A 12,841-nucleotide genomic window follows, 5' to 3' on the forward strand; every position below is an offset into this window, starting at 1 on the left:
AGTTACGGCGGCCATAGCGGCAGGGAAACACCCGGTCCCATCCCGAACCCGGAAGTTAAGCCTGCCAGCGCCGATGGTACTGCAACCGAGAGGATGTGGGAGAGTAGGACGCCGCCGGACAAACATTCAGGCAGGGGCCACCCGGTAGGGTGGCCCCTGCTCTGTTTTGGACTTAAATTCCTCAATAGCGATCTCGAGTAGTCCCAGGAGACTGACGTGGCAGACCAGCGTGGCCGTGGTGACGGCACGGGTGCCCCCCGCAAGGGTGGCCCTCGACAGGGTGGAGCTCCCCGCAAGGGTGCGAGCTCCCGCAGCGGTGAGGACCGCAAGCCCTACGACCGGAAGCCCAGCGGAGATCGCAAGCCCACGGGTGACCGGAAGCCCACGGGTGACCGCAAGCCGAGCGGAGATCGCAAGCCCACGGGTGACCGCAAGCCCAGTGGTGACCGGCGTTGGTCCGATGAGCGCAAGCCCGCGGGGCGCGGTGGGAAGCCGACGGGGGAGCGCCGCGGCGCTCCGCGCACCGAGGGTGAGCGCCGGCCCCGGCTGGACCCGGCCGAGCGCACCGAGAAGCAGGCCGTCTACGACGGTCCGCCGCTGCCGGAGGACGTAACCGGTTCCGAGCTCAGCGCCTCGGTCCGCGCGCAGCTCAAGGGCCTGCCGGAGAAGTTGGCGGCTCGGGTGGCGCGACACCTGGCGGCGGCCGGCCAGCTGGTCGACGACGAGCCGGAGACGGCCTACCAGCACACCCTGGCCGCGAAGGCCCGCGCGCCGCGGATCGCTGCCGTGCGCGAGGCTGTGGGTGAGGCGGCGTACGCGGCCGGCCACTACGCCGAGGCGCTGTCCGAGCTGCGTGCGGCGAAGCGGATGAACGGCGTGACGGCGTACCTGCCGATCATGGCCGACTGCCACCGTGCGCTCGGCAACCCGACCCGCGCCCTCGAGCTCGCCAAGAGCCCGTCGGTCGTGAACTTCGTGCCGGCAGCCAAGGCGGAGATCACGCTCGTCGAGGCGGGCGCTCGCCGCGACCTTGGTCAGCTCGACGCCGCACTGCGCACCCTCGAGGTCTCGCCGCTGAACACGAAGACGCGGGAGTCCTGGGTGGTCCGGTTGCGCTACGCGTACGCCGACACCCTGGAGGAGGCCGGTCGCCTCAACGACGCGCTGACCTGGTTCCACAAGACCAACGCGATCGACGCGGACGAGATCACCGACGCCGCCGAGCGTGCGGAGTCGCTCGAGAAGAAGATCGACCGCAGCTGATCAGGAGCGGCCGGCAATCGTGACGATGGCCTGCTGGTTGCCGGCCGGCTGCGTGTCCCACCTGATGTCCTCGCGGTAGGCGATCTTCACCCGGTCGATGACGGCGAGCGCCGCCTCGTCGGCCTCGACGCGGACGACGATCGAGTCGCCGCTGACGAGGCGCTGGCCCTCGGGGTCGACGAGGTCGGCGCAGAACTGGTCGGGCTGGGTGGTCACGCCGACCGTGCCTCGGCGGCACAGCAGTGGCGTCACCTTCAGCTTCACGTCGCTCGTGGTGTGCACCTTGACGCCGGAGATGCGCAGCGTTCGCCCGAAGTCGGCGGGAGCGGCGAACATGCCGACGTACAGGGGCGTGCCGACGACGCCGTTGGCGTTGACGACCTTCTTCGAGACGGCGAGCCTCTCCGGGGTCATCGCGTACCAGACCAGCCAGGTCAGGGCGAGGAAGAGCGCGAGGGCCAGGGCCGCGATCCGCCAGCCGCGGGACTGGAAGCTGGGGCGGGGGACCCGGGAGGTGTCGAGCTCGCGGTCCTTCCCGCGGGTGGGACGCTCCGCACGGCGGCGCCCCGGTGCCGGCGCGGGGCTGGGAGCGATTCCTCCGTCGGTCATGGCCGAAGCGTAGGACACCCGAACCCGCTCGGGGCGCACCTGCCACACTCCTGCGCATGACGTTCCCCGCTCCCCGGATCCCTGAGCAGCCGAAGCGCCCGACACTGGAGGGCAGCGTCGCCGTGCGCGACGGGCGGCGGCTCAGCTTCGCCGAGTACGGCTCGCGGCGGGGGCCGGCCATCGTGTGGATGCACGGCACCCCGGGAGCGCGGCGCCAGATCCCCGTCGACGCGCGGGCGTACGCCGACGAGGTGGGAGCGCGGATCATCGGGATCGACCGCCCCGGGATCGGGTCGTCGACGCCGCACCTCTACGACAACGTCCTGGACTGGACGGCCGACCTGACCCTGCTGCTCGACGCGCTGGCGATCGACAGCGCGCGGGTGATCGGCCTCTCGGGCGGTGGACCGTACGCGCTGGCCGCAGGAGCCGCGCTGCCCGACCGGGTGCCCGGCGTCGGCGTGCTCGGTGGCGTGGCGCCCACCCGGGGCGAGGACGCGGCCGAGGGTGGCATCATCCAGCTCGCGGTGCACGCCGCGCCGCTGCTGGCCGCGACCCGGGTGCCGCTCGGGATCGCGCTCACCGGCGCGATCCGGACGGTCAAGCCGCTCGCCGGCCCGGCACTCGACCTGTACGCCGCGGTGCAGCCGCCGGGGGACAAGAACCTGCTCGGTCGTCCGGAGTTCAAGGCGATGTTCCTCGACGACCTCCTCAACGGCAGCCGGTTCCAGACCTCGGCGCCGCTGGCCGACCTGCTGCTGTTCACGCGGGAGTGGGGCTTCCGGCTGGAGGACGTGAAGGTGCCGGTGCGCTGGTGGCACGGCGACGACGACCACATCGTGCCCTTCCGGCACGGCCAGCACTGCGTCGACCGGCTGCCGGACGCCACGATGACCACCATCGACGGCGAGAGCCACCTGGGCGGCCTGGGCATCGCCGTCCAGGTGATGGAGGAGCTGCTCGCTCTCGGCGCCTGATTGCGGCAGGGTGTGACCCAGACACGCGGCGGTTGCGCTGGTGTCGCGCCATCCCATGGGCCACAATGGGAACACAACATCACAGGTGTCACTCCGCAAACGGTGTCCGCACACGTTCGCATCCGACATCTCCGTTGAGACCGCTGGGGAAGGCGTATCTCGCGCCGGAGGTAGAGGAAGCGAGGGTTCGTGGTGACCGGAAGCACGAGTGCGACAAGGGGCGTGTTCTACGTCCACTCTGCGCCGTCCGCGCTGTGCCCGCACATCGAGTGGGCCGTGGGTGGTGTCCTCGGCGTACCCGTCAACCCGGACTGGACGCCGCAGCCGGCGCAGTCGGGGACCTACCGGGCCGAGTTCTCCTGGACCGGCAAGGTCGGTGCCGCCGCCGAGATGGCCTCCGCCCTTCGTGGCTGGAACCACCTGCGCTTCGAGGTGACCGAGGAGCCGACCTCGTCGACCGAGGGGGCCCGGTTCTCCTACACGCCCGACCTCGGCGTCTTCCACGCCGTGATGGGCCTGCACGGCGACATCATGATCCCCGAGGACCGGCTCAAGGCCTCCGTGGTCCGCGCCGCGCTCGGCGAGGTCACCCTCGAGAACGAGATCGACAAGCTCCTCGGCAAGCCCTGGGACGACGAGCTCGAGACCTTCCGGCACGCCGGTGAGGGTGCGCCCGTCCGCTGGCTGCACCAGGTGGTCTGAGACCCAGGTGGTCTGACACCACGACGTACGACGAACGCCCCGGCTCGAGTGATCGAGCCGGGGCGTTGTCGTTGCGGGAGCATTCGGTGGTCAGGGCCGCTGGACGGGAGGTGTTCCAGCGGCCCTGGAACGGGGGGTACGCCGAGACGCGGGGGCGGCCGGAGCCGTCACCTGTCGGGTCAGGACGGCGAGCCGAAGACCACGGCGACGTTGGCGCCGCCGAAGCCGAACGAGTTGTTGATCGCCGCGATGTCGCCGATCGGGAGGTCCCGGGGCTTGGTCGCGACGTCGAGCTCGACGCGCTCGTCCTGCTCGTCGAGGTTGATGGTCGGCGGCGCGGTCCGGTGGTGGATCGCGAGCACGGTGGCAACGGCCTCGAGCGCGCCGGCGCCACCGAGCAGGTGGCCGGTCATCGACTTCGTGGCCGAGACGACGAGGTCGTTGGCGGCCGAGCCGAGGATGGCGTGCAGCATCAGCGACTCGGCGACGTCACCCTGCGGGGTCGAGGTCGCGTGCGCGTTGACGTGAGCGATGTCGGTGGGGGCCACGCCGGCGTCCTGGACCGCGGCCTTGATGGCGCGGGCGCCACCGCGACCGGCCGGGTCCGGCTGGGCGATGTCGTGGGCGTCGGCGGTGATGCCGGTGCCGAGGACCTCGGCGTAGATCCGGGCGCCGCGGGCCTGGGCGTGCTCGAGCGACTCGAGGACGAGGGCGCCGGCGCCCTCACCGAGCACGAAGCCGTCGCGGGCCACGTCGAAGGGACGCGACACCTTGGTCGGGTCGCCGTCGTTCTTCGACAGGGCCATCATGTTGGCGAACGCGGCGATGGGCAGCGGGTGGATGGCTGCCTCCGTGCCGCCGGCGATCGCGACGTCGACCCGGCCGAGCCGGATCTGGTCGGCGGCCAGGGAGACCGCCTCGTTGCCCGACGCGCACGCCGAGACCGGCGTGTTGACCGGGCCGCGGGCGCCCAGCTTGAGGCTGATGGTCGCGGCGGGGGCGTTGGCCATCAGCATCGGGACCGCGATCGGGGAGACCCGGCGCGGGCCCTTCTCGAGCAGGATCTCGTGGTTGGACAGCAGCGTGTGGACACCGCCGATGCCTGAGGCGAAGGCGACGCCGAACCGGTCGCCGTCGAGGTCGCCGGCCTCCTTGACGACGTCGAGGCCCGAGTCGGCCCACGCCTCGAGCGCCGCCACGAGGGCGAGCTGCGAGGAGCGGTCGAGCCGACGGGCGACGACGCGGTCGAGGACCTCGGACGGGTCGACGGCGGCCGGGGCGCCGATCTTCACGGGGAGACCGTCAGCCATGGCGCCGAGGGGACGAACCCCCGAGCGACCGGCGAGCAGGCCCTCCCAGGTGCTGGCGACGTCGCCGCCGAGCGGGCTGGTGGTGCCCAGGCCGGTCACGACGACACGAGTGCGGGACATGGCTGTCGGTCTCCTTGGTGAGTCAGGTGGGGATCAGGCGGCGCGGTTGCGCTCGATGTAGGCCACGGCGTCGCCGACGGTCTTGAGGTTCTTGACCTCGTCGTCGGGGATGGTGACGCCGAACTTCTCCTCGGCCTCGACGACGACCTCGACCATGGAGAGCGAGTCGACGTCCAGGTCGTCGCTGAACGACTTGTCCAGCTGCACGCTGTCGGCCGGGATACCGGCGACCTCGTTGACGATCTCGGCGAGGGCGGCGCGGATCTCTTCGGTGCTCATTTTCTTCTTCTCCCGTGGTTGGTGGGTGGTGCGGGGTGGTGCAATTCGTGGGCGGGTCGCGGGGCGACCCGTCAGGGAACGACGACGACCTGGGCGGCGTACGCCAGGCCGGCGCCGAAGGCGATGAGGAGGGCGGTGTCGCCACTCTTCGCGTCGCCGTCGTCGATCATCCGGCGCAGGGCCATCGGGACCGAGGCGGCCGACGTGTTGCCGGCGTCGATGATGTCGCGGGCGATCTTGACCGACTCGGGCAGCCGCAGCGAGCGGGCCATCGCGTCGGTGATCCGGTTGTTGGCCTGGTGGGGCACGAAGACGTCGAGCTCGTCGACCGTGATGCCGGCGCGGTCGAGCGCCTGCTGGGCCGTCTTGGCCATCGTGAACGACGCCCAGCGGAAGACCTCGTTGCCCTTCATGGTCAGGCACGGCATCGTCGGCGTGTCGGACGCGAGCACGTCGCGCCAGTCGGCGGTGCGGATGTGGTCGTAGTGCTCGCCGTCGGAGCCCCACACGACCGGGCCGATGCCCGGGGTCTCGGATGGGCCCACGAGCACCGCGCCTGCGCCGTCGGCGAAGATGAACGCCGTGCCGCGGTCGGTCGGGTCGGTGATGTCGGAGAGCCGCTCGACGCCGATGACGAGCGCGTAGCCGGCGCTGCCGCCACGGACCATGTCGTTGGCCAGCGCGACGCCGTGGCAGAAGCCGGCGCACGCAGCCGAGATGTCGAAGGCCGCCGCCTGCTCGGTGCCGAGCTCGTGGGCGATCATGGTCGCGGCCGACGGGGTCTGCAGCAGGTGGCTGACGGTCGCGACGATGACGCAGTCGACCTGGCGCGCGTCGACCCCGGCAGCATCGAGGGCCTGCTGGGCTGCCGCGACGCTCATCGACACGATGGTCTCGTCGTCGGTGGCGAAGCGGCGGGTCTTGATGCCCGAGCGCTGCTGGATCCACTCGTCGCTGGAGTCGATCGCGTCGACGACCTCGGAGTTGGGGACCAGGCGCGACGGGCGGTAGGCGCCGACGCCGAGGACGGCGGCGTACGACGGTCCGGTCTCGGTCCGCAGGGTCGTCATGCCGGCACGACCTCGGACTGGAGGGCGTGGCGTTCGCAGAACGCGCGGGCCTCGTCGAGCTGCTCGGGTCCGGTGAGCGCGAACGTCTCGACCTCCTGCTCACCGCCGCGGAAGTAGCGCTTGGCGATCCCGGTGAGGGTGCCGGCCGGCGGCAGCTCGAGGATGCCGGTGACGCCGAGGTCGGTCATCCGGGCCAGGCACAGGTCCCAGCGAACCGGGCGGGCGATCTGGCCGACGATCCGGTCCAGCACCTCGCGGCCCTCGGTGAGCGTGGTGCCGTCGGAGTTGGTGATGAAGTGCGTGTGGGCGTCGGCGGCGGCGACCGCACGGGCCAGGCCCGCGACGTGGTCGACGGCCGGGGCCATGTGGAGGGAGTGGAACGCGCCGGCGACCGAGAGGGGGCGCAGGCGGCCGCCCTTCGGGCCGTTCTCGGCGAACGCGGCCAGCTGCTCCGTCGTACCGGCGGCGACGATCTGGCCGGGGCCGTTGTCGTTGGCGGCGGTCAGGCCCTGCGCGGCGATCGCGGCGAGCACCTCGTCGCGGTCGCCGCCGAGGACGGCGGTCATGCCGGTCGGGGTGACGGCGGCGGCGTCGGCCATCGCGTTGCCGCGCTCGCGGACCAGGACCATGGCCTGCTCGGCGGTGAGGACGCCCGCGCCGACGGCGGCCGTGATCTCTCCGACGCTGTGGCCGGTCACGGCGCCCGGGGTGGCGCCGAGCTGCCGGGCGGCGACGAGGCCGGCGGCGACCAGCAGCGGCTGGGCGATCTTGGTGTCGCGGATCGTGTCCTCGTCGGCCTCGGTGCCGTAGTGGGCCAGGTCGAGCCCGGCGACGGCGGACAGCCAGTCGACGTACGCCGCGACGGCGGCGTCCTCCAGCCAGGGCGAGAGGAATCCTGGCGTCTGTGCGCCTTGTCCGGGGGCCACGATCACGAGCACGGATCCAGACTGCCGTCCGGGGGCGCACGACCGCGCCTGCACCGTCCACGAACTTGGCGCCGCGTCCTTGTGGGAGTCCTACAAGGAAGGGTTCAGGGGCCGAGGGTGGCGACCACGGGCCGGTGGTCGGAGCCCGGCGCGTTGCGTCGCTGGTCGGGGTCGTCGGTGACCGACGGGGTGGCCGCGACGGCCGCCGGACCGCCGGTCGTGACCGACCGGACGGTGCCGACCAGGGCGTGGCTGACCAGGAGGTGGTCGATCAGCTCGTGGCGTCCGCGGTAGATCCGGCTGAACCGCTCGTCCTCGGGGATGAGCGGCGCGAGGTTCCACAGCCGTGCCCCGTCACCTGCGTCGGGGCGGCCGAAGCCGGCGGTGCCGATCTCGGATCCGCCGGGGCCGAGGAGGATCTGGGTGGTGGCGGCCTCGGGCTCGTCGTTGAGGTCGCCGGCCACCAGCAGGCGGCGTCCGGGCCCGTCCTCGGCGTCGGCGAGGAGGTGCGTCACCGCATCCCGTACGGCGGCCGCCTCCGCCGCGCGGCGGTGCAGCGCGTAGACGGCGTACCGGGCACGCTCGCCCTCGTCGTGCGGACCGAACCGGCCGCCGGGATAGGTCAGCAGCTTGGACTTGAGGTGGGTCGAGACCAGGTCGACGGCATCGGCGCCGTCGCCGATCCGTACGTGCAGCGCGGGGCGGCCCATGGCGTCCATGGTCTCGCCGTGGTCGCCGACCTGCACCGGCTGCAGGCCGGCCGGGAACGAGGTGACCTGCGCGACCACGCTGAGCGGGAGCCGGGAGATGCAGCCGACCCGGATCCCGCGTCCGTCAGGGCTCGCGACCTCGGCGGACCAGGAGCCGTCGAGCAGGTCGAGGAGGTCCTGGAGGGCGTCGGGGTCGCCGACCTCCTGGACGGCGAGCACGTCGGGATCGAGGGCGGTGATCGTGGCCGCCAGCGCGGCGAGCTTGGCCTCGTAGGCGCCGTGGGTGGTCGGCGCCGCGTCGGTCACGGTGGGCCGGAAGAGGTTCTCGAGGTTCCAGGTACCGATCCGCATGGCTGTCCCTCTCGGTCGACGAGGGCGGGTGCCCCTGGGAGGAGGAGCGTCGAGGGTGTCGTGGTGATACGTCAGGCGGACTGCCGGCCCAGCACGAGCGCCAGCTGCAGGGTGAGCGCGTCGCGGGGGACCGAGGGGGTGAGGCCGGTGAGGTCGGCGATCTGGCCGAGCCGGTAGCGCACGGTGTTGGCGTGCACGAACAGCGTGCGGGCGGTGGCCTCGATGCCGGCGCCGTTGGCGAAGTAGGCGACCAGGGTCTCCACCAGCTCGCCGCGCGACTCCGCGAGCGGACGGTAGAGGTCGTCGATCGCCTCCCAGCGGGCCAGGTCGTCACCGGCGAGGATCCGCTCGGGGAGCAGGTCGTGGGCGGAGACGGGGCGCGGCGCGTCGGGCCAGCCGACGGCGGCGCGCAGTGCGTCGAGGGCGACCCGGGCGGACACGTGGGCGTGGGCCAGGTCCGTGGCGGTGGGGCCCACGACGACGGCGCCCTCGCCGAAGAGGTGGACCACGGCGCTCGCGTCCTTCTCGAGCTGGTCGACGCCGCCCAGGATCACCACGAGCAGGTGGCCCTGCACGGCGCTGAGGGCGTCGAGGCCACCCTCACGGGCGGCGCGTCGTACGTCGTCGAAGACGCCGGTCTGGCCGGCGGCGGCCTCGGGCGGGGCGGTGCCGACGACGACGGCGACCTCGCCGCGGGAGGACCAGCCGACGGCGCTGGCGCGGGACAGGACCGACTCGTCGGTCTCGGCGCGCAGCACGGCGTCGACGGCGAGCGCCTCGAGGCGGGCGTCCCAGCGGCCACGGACCTCGGCGGCGCGGGCGTAGACCTCGGCGGTCGCGAAGGCGACCTCGCGGCCGTAGCGCAGCACGGCGGCGTGCACGTCGGGCAGCACCTCGGGGGCGAGGAGGCGCTCGATGTTGGCCTCGACCTCGTCGATGGTGAGCTTGATCAGGTCGACGGTCTGGTGCAGGTCGACCGTGCCGGCCATCGCCCGGGGTGCGGCACCGAAGACCTGGCCGACCAGCGCGTGGTCCTGCGGGTCGGAGGCACCGGCGTCGGCGAACCAGTCGACGAAGCCCTTCACACCGGCCTGGACGATCATCGCGACGTAGGAGCGCTCCTCGGCGCTCAAGTCGCGGAACCAGGGCAGGTCGGTGTCCATCCGGGCGGTCGCCGCGGTGCTCAGGGAGCCGGTCGCGGCACGCAGCTGCCGGGTGGCCTCGGCCCGCTGTGCCGAACCGGTGGGGGACATGGTCAAAGCCTAGGGGGCGACGCCCCGCGTCAAGCCCCCGCCCGGGATGCGGAGTCGGGGTGTCGCACTCCCGACCTGCGTGGTTGAATCGTCCACCATTGCTAGCAGGAGTGAGCATTTGCTAGCCGAGCGTGGAGGGGGCGCCGCGATGTCGGTGGGGAACGACGTCCAGCACGAGGTCCAGTACGTCACGCTGCACGGCAAGCGCCGCGCGTACGTCAAGAAGGGCTTCGGCCCGGCTCTCCTGCTGCTGCACGGCCTGGCCTGCGACCACACGACGTGGGCGCACGTGATCGACGACCTCGCCGAGCGGTACACCGTGATCGCTCCCGACCTGCTCGGGCACGGCCTGTCGGACAAGCCGCGGGCCGACTACACGCTCGGTGGGTATGCCAACGGGATGCGTGACCTGCTCACCGTCCTGGGCATCGACAAGGTCACCGTCGTCGGCCACAGCTTCGGAGGCGGCGTCGCGATGCAGTTCGCCTACCAGTTCCCCGAGCGCACCCAGCGGGTGATGCTGGTGTCCACCGGCGGCCTCGGGCCCGAGGTGTCGCCGATGATCCGGCTGATCCAGGTGCCCGGCTGGTTCCGCGCCGTCGGCCTGCTGACGCTGCCGGGCATCCGGCAGGTCGAGACCTTCGCCCTGCGTACGGCGTCCGGGCGGCTCATGTTCGGACCGCTGCGCAAGTACACCCGTGACCTCGACGAGGTCGCCGACATCGTCGAGTCGTGGAAGGACCGGCGCACCCGCTTCGCGATCCGCCACCTGGTCCGGGCGGTCATCGACTGGCGCGGCCAGATCGTGACCATGTCCGACCGTGCCTACCTCAGCGAGGCCATGCCGATGGCCGTGCTGTGGGGCGTCGAGGACCAGGTCATCCCCGCCACGCACGCCGAGAACGCGCGGGCGCTGGCGCCCGACGTACGCGTCGACGTGCTGGCGGACGCCGGGCACTTCCCGCACAAGGACCACCCCGACGAGTTCGTGCGGCTGCTCCACGACTTCATCTCCACGACCGAGCCGGCGTCGTACAACCGGGCCCGGTTCCGCCGGATGCTCACGGCGGGTGCGACCGCGCCGCTCGGTCCGCTGGCCGCGGTCGCCGCAGCCGAGGCGCGCGACGAGGCGGTCACCTCCGCCTGACATCGGGGCCGGGGAGGTAGCCCGTCCGGGCCATTGCCACGGAGTGCTTCCACGCGCCTCAATGGCGGTATGGCCGCAGGACCGGTGCAGCCACGGACGCTCCGCCACCCCGACGCGGTGCGCCTGCTGGCGTTCGTGCTCGCTGTCATGGGGCTGTTCGTCGTCGCGCGGCAGGGGCAGACCCAAGCCGTCATGTACGCCGCGTTCGCGGCCTTCCTGATCACCGCGACCCTGTGGGTGCGCGGGCTCGACGCCAACTGGGTCGAGGGCCAGGAGGACTACCGCAGCTGGCCACTGCTCGTCCTGGCGCTCGCCGTCCCGGTCGTCGTCACGATCCTGATCGGGGTCTTCCTCGAGAGATCGTTGTCGACGTTCGTCCTCGGTGCGCTGATCACCGGGTACATCGCCGCCGGACTGGCGATCCGGAAGCTGCGCTGGCGGGTGATCCAGGGCGATCCGGTCGCACCACGACTCTTCCGCTGGCAGTCCCTCGCCGGCCTGCTCCTGGTCGCCTACGTGGCGCTGTGGCTGCTTGGTCGCGCCCCGACGATGCTGGCGGGCGCGGTGCTCGTGCTGGCCGTCGTCCCGGTCCCAGCGCTGGTGCACGTGCTGTCCGAGCGCCGGATCATCGCGCAGTCCCAGCCCGACGGTGACCGGGAACGGCAGCTGTGGATCATCGGCGGTGCCTGCGCGACCGGGCTCAGCCTGGTGGTGGGCGTGGTCTTCCTCGAGCAGACGCGCTACCTGCTGATCCTCGTCGTGGTCGTCGTCGTGCTCACCTGGGCGTTCGCGGTCGGCAGCCTGGCCGACATCGCCGTCGTGCTGGCGATCCTGGCGCTGATGGGCCTCACGCCGGCCTCGCAGGACGTGAAGCCGGTCGTGCTGTCCGCGAAGGCCTCGCCGGCGAAGGCCGGCGTGGCGGAGCCGGTCGTGGTCTCGCTCGGCGACTCCTACAGCTCGGGGGAGGGCGCCGCGCGCTACCTCGACCGGACCAATGTCGCGGGCGGCAACCAGTGCCGCCGGGCGGCCACGGCGTGGCCGGTGCTGGTCGCGCAGGCGCTGGACGCCCACCGGCTGGTGTTCCGGGCGTGCTCGGGTGCGCGGGCCCGCAACGTGGTGGGGCGCGCCGGCGTCGACCAGCAGTACGCCGGCGAGGGCATCCAGGTCGGCCACGCCCTCGCCGAGGTGAAGGCGGCCGATCCCGGCCTCGAGCCGGAGCTGGTGCTGCTCAGCATCGGCGGCAACGACTCCGGCTTCCGCCAGGTCGGGTCGTCCTGCCTGTCGATGGGCAGCTGCGACGACGCCGACGTGTCGAGGTACTTCCTCGACAACCTGCCGGCTGTCGAGGAGGCGCTCCGGGCGACCTACCTGGCGATCGCGGCGACCTTCCCCGGCTCACCGATCGCGGTGATGCCGTACCCCGACGCGTTCGCCACCGAGGACGGCTGCGTCCGGGCGCCGCTCGAGGCGGGCGACATCCGGTTCGTGCGCAGCTTCACCGACCGGCTCGACGACACGATCGAGAAGGTCGCGAAGGAGACGGGCGTCTACTACGTCGCGCCGATGCGGTCCGCGCTCACCGACTCGCACCTCGCGCTCTGCGACCCGTCCGGTACGCCGGGCCTGAACTTCCTGGACCTGCGCGGCGTTGGAGGGGCCGCGTTGGACCGGTTCAACCCCGGCAACTGGATCCACAGCAGCCTGCACCCCAACGAGCGCGGGCACGCCCCCCTGGCGGCGGCGTTCACCGGCTGGCTCTCCTCGCAGTACCGGGTGGACGACACCGGGACCGAGATCGTGGGGCTCCCGGCCCTGCTGCCGCCCGCGGCCCAGCGGGAGGCGGACGGCGTACCACCGCCACCGACGGACCTGCCGGTGCCGACCCGCTCGATGACGATGCTGTGCTTCGAGAAGGGCGGGAAGTGCGGCCCGGAGGCCGACGCCTGGGCGCTCGGCCGGCTCGGGCCGGGCACGGTCCTCCCGCTCCTGCTGGCGGCCCTGGCCGCCGGAGGGGCGTGGGTGCTCGCGGTCGGCACGAGCGCCCAGCGGTTCCGGCGGCGGGCCGCGACCTGACGGTGGCCCGATACCGACTGGGTTTCGATACGCCAGACGTTGCCGCTCGCA

At 72.4% G+C, this 12,841-nt stretch carries 12 protein-coding genes and 1 rRNA gene; 6 read left to right on the plus strand and 7 right to left on the minus strand.

What is annotated here, in order from left to right:
* Window positions 1-3 precede the first annotated feature (3 nt).
* Window positions 4-120 (plus strand): 5S ribosomal RNA (gene rrf / locus ACZYRU_RS11340).
* Between the two features lie 96 nt (window positions 121-216).
* Window positions 217-1,263, plus strand: a complete 1,047-nt coding sequence (locus ACZYRU_RS11345; protein ID WP_488957202.1) for a tetratricopeptide repeat protein — start codon at window positions 217-219, stop codon at window positions 1,261-1,263.
* On the opposite strand, the gene ACZYRU_RS11350 is transcribed toward ACZYRU_RS11345, so the two are convergent.
* On the minus strand, window positions 1,264-1,872 hold the full coding sequence (locus ACZYRU_RS11350) for a hypothetical protein (RefSeq protein ID WP_488957203.1): 609 nt from the start codon (window positions 1,870-1,872) through the stop codon (window positions 1,264-1,266).
* A 56-nt stretch (window positions 1,873-1,928) separates the two neighbouring features.
* On the opposite strand from ACZYRU_RS11350, the gene ACZYRU_RS11355 reads away from it, so the two are divergent.
* Together ACZYRU_RS11355 and ACZYRU_RS11360 are read left to right on the plus strand one after the other, a co-directional pair.
* Window positions 1,929-2,849: an alpha/beta fold hydrolase gene (locus ACZYRU_RS11355; RefSeq protein WP_488957204.1), complete on the plus strand. Its 921-nt coding sequence runs from the start codon at window positions 1,929-1,931 to the stop codon at window positions 2,847-2,849.
* Window positions 2,850-3,041: 192 nt separating this feature from the next.
* Window positions 3,042-3,551, plus strand: coding sequence for a DUF3145 domain-containing protein (locus tag ACZYRU_RS11360; RefSeq protein WP_488957205.1), 510 nt, complete (start codon window positions 3,042-3,044; stop codon window positions 3,549-3,551).
* Window positions 3,552-3,730: 179 nt separating this feature from the next.
* On the opposite strand, the gene ACZYRU_RS11365 is transcribed toward ACZYRU_RS11360, so the two are convergent.
* The 6 genes from ACZYRU_RS11365 to ACZYRU_RS11390 form a co-directional block, all read right to left on the minus strand.
* A complete protein-coding gene (locus ACZYRU_RS11365) occupies window positions 3,731-4,981 on the minus strand; it encodes a beta-ketoacyl-[acyl-carrier-protein] synthase family protein (protein ID WP_488957206.1) in 1,251 nt (416 codons plus the stop codon).
* Between the two features lie 33 nt (window positions 4,982-5,014).
* Window positions 5,015-5,260 carry an acyl carrier protein gene (locus ACZYRU_RS11370; protein ID WP_141799363.1) on the minus strand — a complete coding sequence of 82 codons (246 nt, stop codon included), beginning with the start codon at window positions 5,258-5,260 and terminating at the stop codon, window positions 5,015-5,017.
* A 71-nt stretch (window positions 5,261-5,331) separates the two neighbouring features.
* A complete protein-coding gene (locus ACZYRU_RS11375; RefSeq protein ID WP_488957207.1) occupies window positions 5,332-6,330 on the minus strand; it encodes a beta-ketoacyl-ACP synthase III in 999 nt (332 codons plus the stop codon).
* Window positions 6,327-7,268, minus strand: a complete 942-nt coding sequence (locus tag ACZYRU_RS11380; protein WP_488957208.1) for an ACP S-malonyltransferase — start codon at window positions 7,266-7,268, stop codon at window positions 6,327-6,329. Before ACZYRU_RS11380 ends, ACZYRU_RS11375 begins: the two co-directional genes overlap by 4 nt.
* A gap of 92 nt (window positions 7,269-7,360) precedes the next feature.
* Window positions 7,361-8,317, minus strand: a complete 957-nt coding sequence (locus tag ACZYRU_RS11385) for an endonuclease/exonuclease/phosphatase family protein (protein ID WP_488957209.1) — start codon at window positions 8,315-8,317, stop codon at window positions 7,361-7,363.
* Between the two features lie 71 nt (window positions 8,318-8,388).
* The gene (locus ACZYRU_RS11390; protein WP_488957210.1) at window positions 8,389-9,570 is read right to left on the minus strand and encodes a PucR family transcriptional regulator; all 1,182 of its coding nucleotides are present in this window, start codon (window positions 9,568-9,570) and stop codon (window positions 8,389-8,391) included.
* Window positions 9,571-9,718: 148 nt separating this feature from the next.
* Between ACZYRU_RS11390 and ACZYRU_RS11395 the strand changes: the two genes are divergently transcribed.
* Both ACZYRU_RS11395 and ACZYRU_RS11400 read left to right on the plus strand, forming a co-directional pair.
* Window positions 9,719-10,717, plus strand: a complete 999-nt coding sequence (locus ACZYRU_RS11395; RefSeq protein WP_488957211.1) for an alpha/beta fold hydrolase — start codon at window positions 9,719-9,721, stop codon at window positions 10,715-10,717.
* A gap of 69 nt (window positions 10,718-10,786) precedes the next feature.
* Window positions 10,787-12,790: an SGNH/GDSL hydrolase family protein gene (locus ACZYRU_RS11400; RefSeq protein ID WP_488957212.1), complete on the plus strand. Its 2,004-nt coding sequence runs from the start codon at window positions 10,787-10,789 to the stop codon at window positions 12,788-12,790.
* The last annotated feature ends 51 nt before the right edge of the window (window positions 12,791-12,841 follow it).

This window comes from Nocardioides sp. F233 (assembly GCF_057813895.1).